The sequence below is a fragment of the Hymenobacter sp. APR13 genome, assembly GCF_000737515.1.
Taxonomy (GTDB): Bacteria; Bacteroidota; Bacteroidia; order Cytophagales; family Hymenobacteraceae; genus Hymenobacter.
The window spans coordinates 25,724-43,768 of record NZ_CP006587.1; the positions used below are offsets into that span (position 1 = coordinate 25,724).

The window sequence follows — 18,045 nt, forward strand, 5'->3', positions numbered from 1 at the left end:
AATGACATACTTGTTTTAACCTATCACAGAATCGGTAAGCATGACGGTATAACAAGAAAAAACCTCATCTTAAACTTTACATTGACACTGGACTCACACCCCCATTCAATTCCCCTTCACATGTCTGAAATCATTTTTTACGCATTAAATAAGGATATAGAGGTTAGCAAGTATACTTCGCTGGATTTTGCCAAAAAGACTAAACCTGAGTGGATTATTCAAGAAAGCACTTCTGTTGAGATCAATGGCAATTACAAGAACATCATGCTTGACTATATTTTTTACAATGCAAATGGCGTAGTCGTAAATGAAATAACAGATGGAAGATGGAAGTTGATTAAACTCATATGCTATAGAAATGAGTTTTTTCAAAAAGTTGTGATAAGCTGCAAGGCGGTTGACCCTAATGGCAGAATTTGCGGAGTAGAATTGAATAACACAGGTATAGAAGGTGTAATTCAAGCTTTCAAAAAACTGAGAAAGTTCTCCAAGTTTGAAAACCTAGAGAACCTACTACTTTCAAATGAAAACGAGAAGCTTAAGAAAGAAATAGAAAAGCTTAAGATTAAATTAGGAATCAAATAACTTCAACTATTACACTTCCCCTCTCTCGGATATTCTAAATAATTCATCACCATTACTCTTCACTATACGATAAGTAACCCGACCGTTTTTAGTAGCTATTCTTACTTTGTTGGGTAGATCAGGTTCCACACCACCGAAACTACCATCCGCTAAACGCTGGCAGCTAATTTTAGCTATTCCTTTCCGTTCGTTTTTAAAGCAGGAAACGATCAGGAATCTACCATCGGTATCCTGTGGCATATCCAACATCATCCCTACTCGCAGTGCTGAGAAGCCCGGTCCGGCAACTTCACCTGATACTACAGCTACTGGTGAAGCTCTGAGTGATAATCTATCCTGCGCTGCATTATCCAACAACGCGGTATAGGAAGGGTAGCTAGGACGTTTCCACCCTGTAGTAGCCGTGAAGTCAGCTAGGCTGATAGCGTGTCTCCATGCGTACACATCCATCTTCACAGGTGGTAACGGATTGCCCGTTGCTGATGGTAGCAAGGGTAGATCAGCATGTACCAGTTCCACCGGCTTTAGCTCAAGATTGGTGGTTACCGGATTGGTAGCATAGAAGTAATCAGTTGTTTGCTCACTCCAATCAACCGCCCCTGGTTGAATGCTTAGCGCTACATGGTTGAAACGCACTTGAGCCGGACTACTGCCCACTATAACCGGCTCCAACAGCTTCACCCGCACCTTTGCCCCTGGCATACCCAATGATAGGTTAACCGTGTAGGTTTTCCACTTGTCTTTGCTGTTCATTTCAACGGCTAGGTTCTGTCCGAACGGAACACCATCACAGAGAATCTGGAAATACTGTGTTACTAGGATATCGGCTGGATTCGCTGTTAGAGGGTCTACAATGGCTCTAAACTCTAATTGCATTGCATCTTCATCCTGTCCGGTTAAGTGCGGTACAGGTGGTGATAAGAGGAAATTAGCGGTGCTGGTAGCCGTTACGGGTACTACTCTAACTGCAAACTCTTTTGCCTTCTCCCCCTTTGCGCGGCTGCTGACAATACTTCCTTCCTTGCTCCAATACAACGGGCGCGAGTTATCAGAACTCCATTCCACAAAGTCACCATTGCGGAATAGGTTGCTTTCTAGCTGTAGCTCAACTACTGCCTTCACACTGTCGGCGGCGGCTACAGTGGTTCTATTCTGTACAGCGTTAATCCAGAACACTTCATTGCTAGCTGTTGCAAAGCGGCTTTCCAGTACGCGTAAGGTCGGCGCGGTTGAATCTTCACTTACCAGCAACGTACCGGCTGGTGAGAAGGTACGCGTAGCAAAGCTGGTGTAGACTTCATTCAAGCTGATGATTCTCCAATACCCATCTGATTGAAATAAGAAGGCATTGAAACAGCGTAGGATGTTATCTAATACAGTGCGGGCATCAACAATATCTTCATCCGTTATAACCTTACCATCTTTCTTATTGGAAGCGTTACGGTGTACATAGGCTTCTGCTAGTGGATCACCTGTAGCACTCATCAACCGATCACGTAGGTTGATCCCTACCATAAGCGGTAAGTTCACGTCACAATAGCTCAGACACTTCAGAATGATGGATAACATGGAAGTTCTGCCTTCCTGACGTTCGCGTAAGTGATTGATGAATTTGGTACTCTTCAGTTTGCCTAATCCATCCGTTGCCAGTATCGTTACCTTCTGTCCAGCTCCTAGCATTCGCTCAGAGTAGGTAGTAGCATCAATGTAGCCGCGAAACTGTAGCACACCCGCTCTGTAGTAATCAACCCGATGGTTACGATCATCCGCTAGCACCGTATCTACAAACTGTTGGGCAACGCTGGTGTACACGTTAAATTCAAGGTTGGCACCGACGGATTCCGGCAAGTATCCAGCCGGATCACCACCCGTATCCCAACTCAGGATAACGGGTTCATCCGTACCACACACATTGGTAACCGGACCGTTCCAATCACGCTGGTAAATGCGTAGTTCGGTAGCTACACTACTACGATCATCAAAGCTGAGTTTCCAGCGTTCTCTATAGCGGTTTTCAATTCTAAATTCAGCCGTTACATACCGATCATTCGCGTCATAAATATCAACGATATAATCACCAGCATATAGATTTTCAAAAATACCCGTTTCATTATCTTGAATATAACCGGCTCTAACACCGGCTCTCATATGATAACGGATAGGCATAGAGGGACTAATAGCATTAATCCACACGCTACCGTTTTCAGATGATTGATCATCAACATCTGTTTTAATAATATCTACTACTCTCAAATCACCTAATGCAGCTTCAATAACAGGTGTGGTATCATCAAAGATGATCCGATCACTATCATTCGGAATGGTAGGATTCGCTATATGGAAGCGTACACGTCGGTTGATGGTACCAATCTGATACTGATCAATTACTTCTGCTTCAGGAATAGCATAATAGAAATACCCGTAACCAGCTACCTTTTCCCAATACTGGTTATCAGCACCGATGGTAGGCGCTGGAATCAACCCGTTCGGGAAGTTATTGGACTGAAGTTTCATCTTAGCCTTATAGAATCCATTCCAATCATAGCGCATTACATCCCCGGCATTATAGTACCAGTAGCCGCCGGAAATCGGGGCTGGTGAGCTATAGAAGGGAGAAAAGTTCTGTGGTGGATTTGGGTAAGGTTCTCTACTTGCCGTTACAAAAAACTTCACATAGCCTACTTGATCCTGTGGACCATGCGTTAGCTGCTCCCAAAAGCCCTGGGCTACCCCGTTTGCGTCGGGATAGGGTCTTTTGGTGTCACTGGTACCGATCATATCCACTTTAGCGCGGTAATACTGTCTAGCGCTATCCCCGTTGCGGATGTAGCTCACAATACTTCCTGTCAAGTACTGTGGTGTGTACTGGTAGAAGTCAGCATAGGTGAGGTTGATCGGATTCACCGTAATCACCTGCTTCGTTGTCTTATCCCATGCTAAGCCTTGAATCTGTCCGATGTTGCGCCCGTTGTAGATGTATTCATACTTCAACCAATCATAAACCGGCACACCAGTACCACCGGCACCAGGAGCCGCCCCCCTACCTACTACTAGGGTTGGGGTATTGAGTCTACAGTTACCAAAATCAATTAGCTGAGCTACGTAGCTACCGGCTGGCACATTCTCGTAGCGAAACTGTGTGATACCGGATGCAGCTTGTGTAGTGCTGGTAGGGATACCTAGATTGGTGATGTAGCAGCTAATAGGGGTTTTAGAGCTATCCGCTTCAATGAAGATCATCCCATCCGTACTGGTGTTGGTGGTGGTGTTAGCAGTACCCGTATAATTCAAGTACAGATCACATTGTCCAGCACAGGTGATATCCGCTAGATCATCCCAACGATACGTTCCAGGTATACTATCCGCTTTCACTACGCGCATGTTACCAAAGGCACAATAGCGTTCTAATTCGGTATTGTTGGCTATCTGATAAGGTGAGCATGTAAAGGTTGTAGCGGTAACTGAAATAGTAGCCGGATACGTACCTGCTTCACGTGAAGCAGTATCATAAAACACTTCGGTTTGTTGTGAGCTGTTATCAGGGTTTAATACACAGTATCTTTGTAGTAATATTCTAGGCATAAATACATTCGTTTATAGCCTATATATCTGATATTAGACTATAAAGAAAAAGGCTCCGTACTTAATACAGAGCCTTTCACCGTTTATCGTTTTGTTCCTAATCGGTACTCATCTACACTCATTGATGAACGCAACGTGGGACCATCTGCACGTAGCTCTACTGGTTGGAACTTCACTTCTAGTGTCAGGTTCTGCTTCTGCTGAGCTGATACATTACCAGCTCCACTACCGACACTGCTACCAACGTTGGCTACAGCACCCGTACCAGAGCTACCACCACCACTGAGAATACTGGTAGCCGCACCTTTCACTAAGGTACCCAACGCAATAGCCGCCACACCAGCCGCTACAGCCGTGAATGGGTTGGTAAAGGCAGATTTGATAGCCTTCACCGTAACACCAGTGGTAATGGCTAGCTTCCCTAGCTGAATCAGGATATCCCCAACAGCACCTAGTAGAATGCCACCCAATGAACTGATTGGTGCGGCACCTGAAATCACGTTTGCAATACCAGCCGACATATTACCAGCCGCCGTAGCTAAACCGGATTCAATAGCGCTGTTCATGTCGGCTAACCCTTGCTGAGCTTTCACCCCGAACTGAGCATTATCAAAATCCGCTTGTGCCTGGATAAAGGCTTCAGACAACGGACTTACCCCTTCCGCTTTCAGGATAGAAAGGCGCTGGTAGGCATTTTCCGCTTGTCTGCTGACAGTATCCAGACTCACACCATATGCTTCCCCTTCAACCTTTGCTTCAGCGTAGGCGGTTGCTGCTTCGCGTAGGGCTTTGGCTTGCTCTCTGGTACCGGCTGAAAGATCTTCACCAGTGGCGCTGGTTGTTTTGATCACAGGATCAGGAACACCAACCGGACCGGATAGCTTCACATCATAGCGTACCTCTACATCCTTGCGTCTATCAACTTCTGCATTATTCGCTTTTAATTGATTCGTTAGGTTGGTTACTTCATCGGATTGTAACCCAAACAACTCAGTAGCTTTCTTAATACCAGACTCCAACAAGGAACCACGTTCACGTAGAATATCATAACGTGATCCTAATACAGCATATTCCTGATTAGTGCGTTCTAAGTTATCGGCTATATCCTTTAAGAAATCCGCTTGTTTGGTTTTCAGATTCTCAGCATCCTTCTGCTTCTTTAGTTCTTCCTGATATTGCTTACTTAATTCAATATTGGTTTTATAGCTAACACCAGCCGCAATGAATGATTTGTTATTCTGATTACCACCGGCATCAATAAAACTATCACGAAATGCCTCAAACGCTTTAGCACGTTCACCGGCTGCATCATATTCAAACTTTGGTTTAATCTTTACATCAGCATTAATTTTGCTGAGTGATTTAGCTAATGTGTCGTAGGCTTGCTTTATATCATCAGCAGCCTTAGAACCAGCCGAACCAACCTGTTTGAATTGCTTTATCTGTTCTCTCAGTGATTCAATAACAGCATCTTCAGCCGCAAACTTGGAAGCATCCTTTTCATTAAAACGAACTTCCAACGCTTTCTTCAATGCGTCCTGTAGCTGCTTTAACGTGGTAATCTTCGCTTTCTTCTTAGATGTATCAGCATCATCAGCAGCACCAGCCGCTTTAGTAGCTCCCGTATTTGCGTTCTGAACACCAGTTAAGTTATTCAACTGCAAAGTCAGACCTCTAACGGCTTCATGTGCAGCACCAGCACGTTTAATAAAGTCAGAATATTCTTTCGTGTTCTTCCCGTATTTAATCAGCTCACCACCTTGCCCACTAGCATCACCCAATGTTGCTACAGCTACAAACCCTTGCTTTTCAATCTGCTTACGTTGGTCATAAAAGTTACGGTACACTTCAGCAGCTTCCGAAAGCTTCTTACGCGTTTCAGCAATTTCAGCAGCATTCACCGTTTTCAGCAGTGCTTTATTATCTTCTGTAAAGGCTCTAACCCTTGCGCTATTAATCGTTAATATGTTACCGTAGCTATCCCATGAATCAGCAGCGCCAGGAACGGTTTCATTTAACCGCTCCATCACCTTGTTCAATTCAGCTTGCTCTTCTTTCGTCTTATTGGTTTTGCTCTTCAGCGCTTCATACTGCTTCAACAGGGACTCAGCAGCAGCATTCACCCCGTTTAGCTGTTCACGCTGTAGTTTAAACTCGTTCGCACTGTCACCACTGGTAGCCGCCAAATACGCAATACCAGCCGCTAAGGCAGCAACACCAGCAATAGCTAAAGTGATTGGACCACCCAACACAGCGAGTCCCGTAGACACCACCGAAACAGCCGAACCAACCGCACCCAATGCTAGCAGCAAGGGACCGGCAGCGGCAGCCAAACCAGCTACTACAAAGATTGCCTTTTGGGTAACCGGATCTAAGTTCTCAAATGCCGTTGCCAGCTCTTCTAATTTAGCGCCTAAACGACCCGCTACAGCCTCCAAATCCAATACCTTGTTCGCGGTGTTGCCTAGCTTAGAAAGTGCCAACACGCCCGTATCAGACAGGTTTTCAAGGGTGTTCTTCAACCCGCTGGTTACCTGTGGCAACTTGCCAAACTCACTGGTGAGCGTGGCAATAAATTCTTTGCTGGTAATACCTAGTTGGCGCAACCCCTCCGCACTGGTAGTACCAAATGCTTTCTGTAGCACCTCTCCCACCTGTGGCAAGGCTTGCTTGAGCTGGTTCAAATCTTGACCCATCACATTGGATGTGTTGTTGATTTGAGTGAGTGCTAGCGTTACCCGGTCTAATTCGGCTTTGCCTTTACCAACGGTAGCCAGGGCATTACCAAAGCTGAGTAGAATCTTCCTAGACTCTTCAGCCGCAAATCCAGCCGCTTGTAAAGCAGTGGCACCCTGAAGCGCTTCCTTTAAGCCTAAACCAGGGAGCTTGGCTATTTCCAGCGTTTTCTTTAGCTCTTCCCCTACATCCTTGGAGCCTTTGTATACGGCGCGGAAACCCATTTCCAACGCTTGCATATCAGCGCCCGTTTTAATAGCCGCACCACCTAACAGCAGTAAGGGAGCTGTTATGAAAGTGGATAGCGCGGTACCGGATTGCTTCGCGTAATCAGTTAATCTACCTAAGCCTTTTTCCGCTTGTTTTATTCCATATTCAAATTCATCAATCTTACAATCAATGACTACCCGTAAATTTTCTAATTCCACTATTCATAACTTATTTTTATAACAACCCGCGTTCCTTCATACTATTCCAATAGGCAGTATCCGCTTCATAAGAAGATGCTGTATCATTAGCTAGATCATCTAACAATTGAAAAATCTTTGATTCCGGTATAAACTTATCGGCTACTAGATTTACCATTTGCCAGCAGATACGACGGGTACGCTTCCATTCGTTTAATTCACGTACTCTATGCCCATACCTAGCGTATTCGTATTCTTGCCATGTTAAATTCCAGAAATCTTCGGGTAACATTCCTAACTCACCTAATGCAAAACATTCTATATCACTAAACACTGTTACATCTTCTATTTCAACATGTTCTGACACATCCTGTATTGCTTCAGCGGGGAATGTTACCCTACGGCGTTTCCCATTCGTTTCTGCATACAGTCTAGCAATACCGTTAGCGGTTGAATCAAATCCTGTTTCATTTCATCCGTACCAGATTCATTTACATATTCCACCCAATCAATCACATCATCCATCGTTAATTGCACCTCCATTCGCTTCAACTTCGTACCAGCGTAGATACCACTGTAAATAAGCGCTACCAATGTGCGCAAATATGTTAGTTCATCGGGCTGCTGAAGTTTCGCTAGTTCGTGCATCAACTTGTTATACTCAATACCTAGAATATCACAGAACGCGTTGGTTTGGCGTGTACCATCCATGTGAAATGGTAGCTTCTGCACCGTTAGCTTACCGTTGGCATCCCATGTACCAATATCCATAGTACCGAATCCTTTTCTTTCGTTGATCATTTAATAGGGGTTTGTTTTTGTTATCGTTACCGTATATATCAAAAAAAGAGGGAATGAAATGAATCATCCCCTCTCCTACTCTGTGTAATCCGTTAATTAAGCTGTGATTTTAACAAATTCACCGTTACCAGTAAAGTTTGCATTCCACGTTACATTACCCTTATCAGGTTGCGAATACTTAATTTCAGAAACATAGGCTTCACCCGAATAACGAGTACCACCAGTTACCACCTTACCAAATTCCAGGGTTACTGCTACACCATCATCCAACTTATCAAATAGTTCATCAAAGCTTACCTGAGTTGCATCTTCAGCAACGGTGAAAGAACGGTACAAGGCAGCGAAGCTAGCACTCCATGATTTTTGACCGGGGCTTACCTGTTTCCAACCACCTGAAGCAGCACAAGATGCTTCATCCATTTCACGCGACATAGTAAATTCTGCTGACTGTGCGCAACCTACTACTACATCATCAACTTTGATTACAACATCAACTGCATTTATAATTGTTGCCATTAATTCATATAATTATTTTTATTCTATAGCCTATATATCTTCGTTAATAAACTGAAAACTTCAACCGGATATAACGCAATACATCAACCGTAGTATCATTATGTTCCTGAAGCGTACTGGTTAACCCAATTTCAATAGGAGACATTTGCAAGCCATTTTCCAACACTAATCGTTTACCGGCTACACGCTGAAATATTTGATCTGATATAACATAAGCTGGTACTTCAGACACTCTGTTTACTTCATTCTCCATTGCAACCGTAACCAGTAGCGTACAATCGTATTGTTTACAGCTACCAGTACCGGTTTCAGCCTGTGTCAACTGAGAAAGCAATACGTAGTGTTTTTCTGCCTTTGGTACGCTTGTAAACACTTTCACAATAGAACTATCCACTTGTAATACAGGTGTGCTTAGAGCCGCCAGGAATGCCTTTAAAATGGATAGTTGTGGATCATGTTGCATACCTTATATCTTGAATTTTACTGCTTGCTTCAGATTCGCTAAGAATGCGGCTCTATGCTGTTGCACGGCTGGATTCAGAAACGGATAAGCGGGCATTTTACGGGTACCAAATTCTATGTACTTCGCATAAGCAGCATTCACCGTTACTTCACCTTTAAATGACCCGTCACGCTGGTAACTAATAGAGGAACGTAGTAAACCTGTATCCACTCGCACTAATTGCTTAGCGGTTGATTCTACTTCGTAACCGTAGGTATCTACTGCTATTTGCACTCGTTTAGGTGTGGAAATCAAATACGCTTGTAACTTCGTTTTTAGATTATCAGCACCTTGTAATTTTACACTTATACCCATCCGAAAATAACTAATTCTGTTTTTCGCTCAGAGGGTACCACTGATACCACCGTAACACGTTTACCTTGCCATTCTAGTGGCGTATCACTCGTGATAGCTTCCATGTAGCGAATCGTGATACGGATAGGCTGCTTATCATTCAGTTGATTATTTAGAAACTGCTCCACCGCTTTCAATACCGTAACCTGTGCGGGTAAGGTGTAGAGAGCAATTGTATCAGTAGCCAACACCCCGCCTATACCATCATCAACAAAGGATGCTTCCTTTACTACTATCATATCCCTGAACTTACCGGCTATACTCACTTTAGTTATTTAATTTATACGGGGCTAAAAGTGCCTTATATTTAATAGCTACATCATGTTGCTTAATTACCGTACTAGCACCTCTGTTATCATAGAAATCACTACCCAGCATCATAATAACTGTTTTAATAGTAGCTGGTACATCCGTTGGTTCAACCGTAACACTATACGTTATGGTGTAGGTCGGCAACATGTTGTAATCAATCGGATAATCACGATTGTTATTAATGGTGACACCCTTTGCATACTCCACAAAATACGTATAGGCGTTGTACACGTCATCCAAATCCGTATAGTATCCAGTTACACCAGTAACTAACGAACGTTCAACAGTGGGCACCGTATTAGCCTTAAACGTAGCTTGCTTAACCTTACTGATATAATCACGTTCGGTTTCCGCTTCTACTTTCTCTCGTGCTGTTTGCAGAAACAAACCAATCAACGTATCATCAGCATTCGTGGTAATACGTGTGTACTCTTTAAATTCTATGATACTTACTGGTTCATTATCTGAATACATCGGGTTACTTCACTTCTTTTTTCTTCTTGCTGATAGCTGGTTTGGTTTCGCGTTTAGCAGGATCATTAGGCAAGGTTGGGGAAACCTCCACCGCCGTAGCAGATTCAGTTTCCCCTTTCTTACTTACCAATCCAGCAGCTACTAACTGTTCCAAGTAGATTTCATCTACTGCAATTTCATCCCCTTCTTTATACCGTTGTGAACGGAATGAGAAGGTTTGTTTCGCTGTATGTTTCATGGTATCTGATTAATTTAAATTAAGCAGCCATCAAAGCAGCAGTAGCCGTAGCAAACGAACCTTTCACCAAAGCAGCAGGACGAGTAATAGCCTGAAGCAAACGCTCTTCAATCAGCACGGTAACTTTGTTGGTGATGAAGTCGTCTTCGTTAGAACCCGACACTTCAACATGCAAATCTTCTACAGAGAAGGTTTCAACAGCCAAATCCAACGCACCTACCAGGAACTCACCTTCGTTTACTGCATCAATACCAGCGATGGTAACACCAGCAATGGTTGAAGCAGAGTTAGACAAGATGTTGGGTAGCAAGTAGCGACCATCAGCATCTTTGGTTAGGTTCATCTTCGCGATATCCGTAGGATTCATGAAGATTGCGTTAGCGCGGAACATGCTCTTACGAACCTGGGTAATAGCGGCATACAAGACATCAATTACTTGCGCATTCTCTACACGTAGGCTACCAGCGTTGAAAGCAGTAGCCGCCGTGAACAAGCCTAGAGCCTCTTCACCAACACCAGTACCGTAAAGCAACTGATCATCCTCTTCCTGAAGAACCAGCTCAATACCGCGACCCTGTAGGCTGTAGGTAAAAGCAGGTGCATCCTGTACGGTTTCAGTAGACAGCTTGTAGTACAAGGCAATCTTAGCAGCGTTAGCTACTACGGGAGTCATTTTGAAGCTCACTTTAGGCTTCTTAGCACCCTCGGCAACTACAGCAGCCGAACCTTCAACAGCCGTTTCACGGTCATACTTATAGGTAGGCTTGCTTAGCTTACCAATGCGCATAAAGTCGCGAACGTGGGTAAGCTGGTTGGGAGTGTTGATAGGTGAACCAGCCGCAATAAGGGATTGTGAATCACCTACTGAGTTAGCGCGAAGCATATCAATAGGAGCTTTCACTTCTACTTTAGCATCACCCTTACGGAAGGTCTTTAGCTCACTCTTCGCTTCTAGTACATCTACTAGATTCTTCTTAGCTTCTACAGTTGAACCAGAAGCAATACGCTGCATTTCAACCGAAAGCTGATCTACGGCATCTTGTACCGGCTTAATTTGGTTTGCTACATCATTCTTTAGTTCAATAGCAATATCTTTTGGAGACTTAACTTCATTTTCCAATTTGTTAATAATTATTTTTATTATAACCTATATATGCCGAATAGAAATCAGCAATTTCATCCCTATCTGATTTGACTTCAACCGGCTGTTCGCTTTGCAAAGTGGATACTTCCGGCTCTGTAATTACGGTTAGTGATTGTTCCAGCATTTCAGCAATGGATGATTTAATCTGAGCAACCTGAATTACTAGCAACTCACACATTTCATCGGATAGATTACCCTGTCGTAGATGCTTTTCCAGTAGACTCATTTTCTTTTCCAACTCATTGCTTTGTTCAGCAACGGTTAGTGATTTCAACCCTATGTTCTGTGCCTGATCATTTGATCCCCATGTCACAGAAGAATATTCAAATAGCTGTACTTCGTGGATATTACGGATACCTTTGGCTTCGTCCTTACTAGCTTTAATGGTATAGAATCCAATACTGTTCTCATTCATTACACCATCTTCTACCAGGATCATCAGGTCTTTACCTAATTGCGTTTTGCTGATCTTAGAGTTCACCAGCAATCCGTTCTGATCTTCAATAATGGATTCAGGTTTACCTACCGGCTTATTCGTATCGTGTTGCCATAGGTGTTTCAACCGGCTCTGTGATTCGGTAATAGTTTTCTTAAACGCGCCGGGATGGATGATATCACTGTGGCTATCCACATTACCGAAACGGGCTGCATAGAGAATGATACGGTTACCAGTAGTATCAACATCTTCTACCTGATTTAGACCAACGTTTTTAGTTTCATACAACTTCATTAACACTCTTAGTATTTGTTACACTATATATCTACTTCTAATGCGCAAAAAAAATAGCCTCTACTCGTTAAAGCAGAGGCTACCAAAAAAATAAGATAACTACCAGACGGACACCACCCCAACTAGTACACTATATATCCGGCTTTATTCTTACATTTTCCGAAGGCGTTGATGATGGTGGTGGTTGATGGTGATAGCGTAATTACTGCTTAACTTCTGCTTTGGACATCAACTTTGACTACTTTTATTAGGAAAACTATGCAAAGTTGATGTCCAAGCTGGTTGGAAGCTCAAACTTAACCGCTATGTTTACGTTATCATTTAATCAATTTAACTCATTAACCGATTACCAGGATGGATCAGAACCAAACCAGCGTAGGCGCTAACATTGCTCAGCTTTACGATTCAATAGCGAAACTGAAGCAGCAAAAGCTAGACATTGATACAGAGATTACATCCGCTCAGAATAAGCTAGTAGATTACCTGAAGCAGATCGGGGTATACAACATGCTTCAGCCCGACACCGACAAAGCAGAAGGTTTCCAGCTCACTTCACCAGAAGGTAAAACCAAACGCACCCGCCAAACCAAGACTGCTGATCAGAAAGCGGATGAAGCGAAGCAGGTAGAGTTGAATAAGCTGGTGTATAAAGGCAAGTATCCAAACGGGATCAACGCTACCACCGGCTTACCAGTGAAGTACAAAGGTCGGGATGCTCGCAACGAAGAGATCCTAGCTATGATGAAGGATGATGAACGTGAGTATGCATCATCCCAATCCGGCGAAGCACCAGCCGCACCAGCCGCTAAGAAATCGGCTGCTAAGAAGTAGGTCGGTGTAGGAATAGAAATCAGAAAGAGAGCTGCTGTCTAGTGGCTCTCTTTTTTTGCGCCTACCTGAAGCGGATAAAAGCGCTGTAGCAGCAGCAGTAGCGCCGGGAAGGCAATCACCAGCACCGTTCCCAATCGTGACATAGAAGGCAGCTATACAGCGTAGAGGCATAGAAACACCTAAGAGTAGGCTAGTAGGCTGTATTGTACATTCTAGTTGGGGCAATGTTCCATATAACTCCCGTTTCTGTTCCATATAACCCCTGTTTTGGCTCATTATACGGAACACAACCATAGCATAACTTCTATTCTTTAGGCATAAGTATCTGACAACCAGAAACAAAGAAGGAGCAGCTAATAGCCGCTCCCTCTCCCACAACCAAAACACCTAAATATTATTTAGATGATTGTTCCATTGTCAATTATCGGGCCAAAATTTATTTAACCCAGTCATTATTCATTGAGAGTGGCCATGCATTCCAATTATGCACTATACCTATCCCCCATCTTTGTAAACTCATCAAATAACATCGTCTACTATAGTACTTGACAATAAAATATATTTATAATTGTGCTTAAATAACACTAACAGTTTAATTATTCCAATAAATCCATATAAACAATCACCACGGTTTATAATTGAATTATAATAAGAATCGCTTCCACTTCTAACCTTTCCATAGATGAAAACACTATTTACCAAGGTACCTGGAGCAACAACCTTTAGGCGAAGTATTGGTGGTCGTCTGCTCCTAGGCTCACTACTGAGCGCCATGCTGGGCAGTGCATCGGATGTTCAGGCTCAGTTTCCGCGTGTTGAATCGTTCAAGAACAATTCGGCCACTGGATTTACGGTGGGGGGCAGCGCCACACTTACCGGTGGTGTGGGCGACCCGAATGGCCAAGGATATTTACAGCTCACTTCTATAGCGCTCAACCAGGCTGGCTTTGCAGTCGACCAGACGGCTTTTGCGGCACCGCAGGGCTTTGGCATATCGTTCGAGTTCTTTGCTTATGGCGGTACTGGCGCCGATGGTTTTTCGTGCTTTCTGTTTGATGGCAGCACAGTTACGTTTACGCCAGGCGCTTCGGGCGGCTCCTTGGGGTACGCCCAAAAAACCGCTGATCCTATCAGCAATGGCGTGCCAAATGGCTACATCGGCATTGGGATTGATGAGTTTGGCAACTATGCCAACGCTACGGAAGGACGTATAGGGGGGCCTGGCTTCACGCCAGACGCGGTATCCATCAGGGGAGCCGGCAATGGACGTAGCGCCACCGATTACCCATATCTGGATGGCAGCGGCACGTTGCCATTTAGCCTAGATGTACTCACGACAAGGGCCCAGGTTGGCAGCGCGGACTACCGCCGTGCTTATATTGACCTGGTGCCCACCAATGGCACTTATCAGGTTACGGTTCGTATTCAGCATGGCAATGAGGTAACTACGGCCATTCGCAGTGTTCCGGTCCCGACGCCACCGCCGACCCTCCGCATTGGTTTCTCCGGCTCAACCGGCGGGAGTACCAACGTGCACGAAATTCGTAACCTGGCCATCGTTCGGGCGCCGTTTGCCAACGACGATCTGGCCGGCACTTCCTTCAACCAGGCCGTTACGCTGAATATCCTGGCCAATGATGTGGCGCCGGGCAGCAATTTCGACCCGGCTACGGTGGATCTGGACATCAACGCCAGTGGCATCCAGCAAACGCTGCTGGTGCCGGGCCGGGGTACCTTCTCGGTCACGGCACAGGGGGAAGTGGTTTTCACGCCTTCGGGCACGTTTTCGGGCGTAGTCACGACTCCGTACACGGTTAGCAGTGTGCTCGGCGACCAGTCCAGCCCGGCAAATATTACCATCATTGTGCAGGGAGCCGATGTGGCCACTACTGTGAGCGGCCCGAGCACCGCCAATCCAGGGGCACGTATCACGTATACCCTCAACACCACCAACCTGGGCACCGAGCCGGCTACCAACGTAGTACCCACCATCCAACTGGCACCTGCCCTACCCGCCGGCAGCATAACGCTACCGGCCGGCGCTACCTACACAGCGGGCACGGGGGTGGTTACATTTGCGACGATTCCCAACATTGAGGCCGGTGCCAGTCCGTTCACCAACTCCGTAACCTTCACAGTGCCCACAACCGGCACGACAGTCATCACCGGTACTGGCAATGCAACGGCGGCCACACCTGACCCCGTATCTGCAAACAATACGTCGAGTATTACCACGCAGGTAACGGGTTTGGCCAATATTGATCAAGTCTGCTCCGAACCAGGCAAAGACGGACCGGGCACGCTTACCGGCTCCTCCGTGCCCAACACTTACTACCAGATTGCCAACGGAACGGTCGTTGACGCAAGCAATACCAGCATTCCACTACAGTCGGCCCCTATTGGCAGCACGCCTATCAGCGCCGGCGACATTGTGCTCATCATGCAGATGCAGGGGGCGGACATCAATACCACCAACACTATTGCTTATGGGACCAACACCGGCAACTACATCGCCGGCCAGTATGAGTATGGCATTGCGCTGAATAGCGTACCGACGACGGGTGGCACGCTCACGCTGGTGAAAGGCGTAACGAACAGCTACGTAAACCAGGACTACAACGGCACGCTTACGGGCCAGCGCCGTTTTCAGGTGATTCGGGTACCGCAGTACTCCAGCCTGAGTGTAAGCGGCACCGTAACGGGGGCGGCCTGGAATGGGCGTGTGGGCGGTGTGTTAGCTCTCGATGTAACCGGCAAAACCACTTTTGCTACCGGCGCTTCTCTGAACATGGATGCCAAAGGCTTCCGAGGCGGTGGTGGGCGTAACCTGGCTGGTAGTACAGCATACAACAGCTCTGTTTTTCTAGCACCTGCTGCTAATGCTGCTCACGCCTCCAAAGGCGAAGGATACGCTGGCACGCCGCAATACACCTACGACGGCACCGCACTGACTAACAACGCGGTAGAAGGTTACCTTGGAGGCAGCCAGGGCCAGGGAGCTCCTGGCAATGGCGGCGGCGGAGCTACCGACTTCACGCCTGGCAGCAACTCCGGCAATGCCGGCGGCGGCGGCGGCGGCAACGGCGGCAGCGGGGGTACCGGCGGGTTTGGCTTCGGCTCAGACGCTACCGGCGAAATAGCGGATGGCGGCCGGGCCTCAGCCAGCACTTCGGCCAGCCGCTTACTGCTGGGCGGTGGCGGCGGAGCCGGCTCTTCCAACGATGCTACTGCCCTGCGCGCCAGCGGCGGCACTGGCGGCGGCATCATTGTATTGCGCACAGGCGCTATTGCGGGCACCGCTACGTTGAGCGCGAATGGCGGCAACGCCCCGGCTACCCCCAGCGACGACCAGGGTGGCGGCGGCGGCGGCGCAGGGGGCTCTATCGTGGTACTTGCCATTCCGCCCAGCGGTGTGGCAGATGGCCTGAGTGGACTCACTATCAATGCTATTGGAGGCACTGGTGGCAGCGCTAATACTGACGAAAACAACAACAACCAGCGCACTGGCCCTGGCGGCGGCGGCGGCGGCGGGCTTATCTACAGCAATGGTGCGTTTGCCAACTCCGGCGCCACCGGCAATACCTCGCCGGTCCGGTCCGGCGCAAACGGCATTACCGATGGCAACAACTCGGTTGCTTTTGGCGCTGCCGCTGGCACAGCCGGCATTATTACGCCCAATGTTGCTCCCACCACTACACCCATTGTAGCTGGGGCTGGGGCCTGTGAGCCGGTGCTGAATGCGGCCTTAAGCACAAGCACTCCTAACATCACGCGTACTGGCGGTGCGGGCAGCGCGGTGAATCCTGCTACCTACATTCTGGCCGTATCGAACACCGGCGGCGCAGTTTCCAACGTTACGGCCACAGCCTCACTAGCCGCCAACGTGGTGGGCTACGACGCCTCGTTTACGCCAATTGTGACGCTGACGCTGGCCAACGGTACTACCTCCGTCCTCGGCAGTGGCAGTTATACCCTCCCTACAGCCGATGGCACCAGCACGCCGGCTTTCGGCGGCCTCAGAATTCCGGCTGGCGCCACCATTACCGTCACTTTCCGCGCTAAGTTGGTGGCCACAGCCCAGGACAATTTTGCGTACCAGGCCAGCGTGCTGCTACAGTACCTCGACCCAACGCGCCTGACTACCACCAAAACCGTGCAGCCTGGCCTGACCTACGACAGCTACACCGGGGCCGGGGCTGGCGTAGCTGCCGCGCCAGGCAGTGGCTACTCTGGCGGCTCCAGCACAGCCGAGGATGTAACCATCGCGCGGCCGCTGCCAGTAGAGTTGAAAGCTTTTGAAGCCAACGCCGTGCAGCTGGATGCTGTGCTGACTTGGACTACAGCCAGTGAAGTGAACAACGACCGGTTTGAAGTGGAGCGCTCCTTCGATGCGCGCAGCTTCGAGCGGGTGGGCACCGTACGCGGCCAGGGCACTACCAGCCGCAGCACCGACTACGATTTCACGGATGCCGGGGCCGGCCGCCGCGGCAACCAGATAGCCTACTACCGCCTGCGCCAGGTTGACGTTGACGGCAAAGAGTCTATCAGCCCGGTGCGGGTGGTGCGGTTCTCCGGTCCTGGCAAAGCCGCCATCAGCCTCTACCCCAACCCGGCCCCAGGCCGCACAACACTCGACCTGACCGGGCTACCCGCCGGCACTTACCAGGTACAGATACTGGATCTGGCAGGCCGAGCAGTTGGGCGTTTCACGCTGGAAGGTGCCAGCAAGCATCCCCTGAATCTGCTCACCCTGCCCCAGGGTTCCTACGTGGTGCGGGTTGTAGGCCAGGGTGTGAGTGTGGCATTGCCGCTGACTCGCCACGACTAATATTT

The 18,045-nt window shown here is 47.4% G+C and carries 15 protein-coding genes; 3 read left to right on the top strand and 12 right to left on the bottom strand.

Features of this window, described 5'->3' with window-relative positions; all coding sequences use genetic code 11:
* Positions 1-120: 120 nt before the first annotated feature.
* Positions 121-585, top strand: a complete 465-nt coding sequence (locus tag N008_RS00115; protein WP_044012750.1) for a hypothetical protein — start codon at positions 121-123, stop codon at positions 583-585.
* A gap of 9 nt (positions 586-594) precedes the next feature.
* Here N008_RS00115 and N008_RS22840 read toward each other — a convergent pair whose 3' ends face one another.
* The 12 genes from N008_RS22840 to N008_RS00140 form a co-directional block, all read right to left on the bottom strand.
* Complete coding sequence (locus N008_RS22840; protein WP_156108931.1) at positions 595-4,167, bottom strand: hypothetical protein; 3,573 nt, start codon at positions 4,165-4,167, stop codon at positions 595-597.
* An 83-nt stretch (positions 4,168-4,250) separates the two neighbouring features.
* Complete coding sequence (locus tag N008_RS00120) at positions 4,251-7,331, bottom strand: tape measure protein (RefSeq protein WP_156108932.1); 3,081 nt, start codon at positions 7,329-7,331, stop codon at positions 4,251-4,253.
* A 16-nt stretch (positions 7,332-7,347) separates the two neighbouring features.
* Positions 7,348-7,677 (bottom strand): hypothetical protein, encoded by a 330-nt coding sequence (locus N008_RS22845; RefSeq protein WP_156108933.1) that lies wholly within the window; start codon positions 7,675-7,677, stop codon positions 7,348-7,350.
* A gap of 26 nt (positions 7,678-7,703) precedes the next feature.
* A complete protein-coding gene (locus N008_RS00125; protein WP_044012755.1) occupies positions 7,704-8,111 on the bottom strand; it encodes a hypothetical protein in 408 nt (135 codons plus the stop codon).
* A gap of 96 nt (positions 8,112-8,207) precedes the next feature.
* Complete coding sequence (locus N008_RS22115; RefSeq protein ID WP_071884448.1) at positions 8,208-8,627, bottom strand: phage tail tube protein; 420 nt, start codon at positions 8,625-8,627, stop codon at positions 8,208-8,210.
* A 43-nt stretch (positions 8,628-8,670) separates the two neighbouring features.
* Positions 8,671-9,090, bottom strand: a complete 420-nt coding sequence (locus tag N008_RS22850; RefSeq protein WP_156108934.1) for a hypothetical protein — start codon at positions 9,088-9,090, stop codon at positions 8,671-8,673.
* A gap of 3 nt (positions 9,091-9,093) precedes the next feature.
* Positions 9,094-9,444: an HK97-gp10 family putative phage morphogenesis protein gene (locus N008_RS22120; RefSeq protein ID WP_071884449.1), complete on the bottom strand. Its 351-nt coding sequence runs from the start codon at positions 9,442-9,444 to the stop codon at positions 9,094-9,096.
* Positions 9,435-9,722: a head-tail adaptor protein gene (locus N008_RS22125; RefSeq protein WP_156108935.1), complete on the bottom strand. Its 288-nt coding sequence runs from the start codon at positions 9,720-9,722 to the stop codon at positions 9,435-9,437. The genes N008_RS22120 and N008_RS22125 overlap by 10 nt, the downstream gene beginning before the upstream one ends.
* Positions 9,723-9,750: 28 nt before the next feature.
* A complete protein-coding gene (locus N008_RS22855; protein WP_156108936.1) occupies positions 9,751-10,269 on the bottom strand; it encodes a hypothetical protein in 519 nt (172 codons plus the stop codon).
* A 4-nt stretch (positions 10,270-10,273) separates the two neighbouring features.
* On the bottom strand, positions 10,274-10,507 hold the full coding sequence (locus N008_RS22860) for a hypothetical protein (protein ID WP_156108937.1): 234 nt from the start codon (positions 10,505-10,507) through the stop codon (positions 10,274-10,276).
* A 19-nt stretch (positions 10,508-10,526) separates the two neighbouring features.
* Positions 10,527-11,627 (bottom strand): phage major capsid protein, encoded by a 1,101-nt coding sequence (locus tag N008_RS00135; RefSeq protein WP_071884452.1) that lies wholly within the window; start codon positions 11,625-11,627, stop codon positions 10,527-10,529.
* Positions 11,628-11,631: 4 nt separating this feature from the next.
* Positions 11,632-12,381: an HK97 family phage prohead protease gene (locus tag N008_RS00140; RefSeq protein ID WP_071884453.1), complete on the bottom strand. Its 750-nt coding sequence runs from the start codon at positions 12,379-12,381 to the stop codon at positions 11,632-11,634.
* Positions 12,382-12,735: 354 nt separating this feature from the next.
* On the opposite strand from N008_RS00140, the gene N008_RS00145 reads away from it, so the two are divergent.
* Complete coding sequence (locus N008_RS00145; RefSeq protein WP_044012757.1) at positions 12,736-13,212, top strand: hypothetical protein; 477 nt, start codon at positions 12,736-12,738, stop codon at positions 13,210-13,212.
* A 1,531-nt stretch (positions 13,213-14,743) separates the two neighbouring features.
* Positions 14,744-18,040, top strand: coding sequence for a T9SS type A sorting domain-containing protein (locus tag N008_RS21095; protein ID WP_052381015.1), 3,297 nt, complete (start codon positions 14,744-14,746; stop codon positions 18,038-18,040).
* The last annotated feature ends 5 nt before the right edge of the window (positions 18,041-18,045 follow it).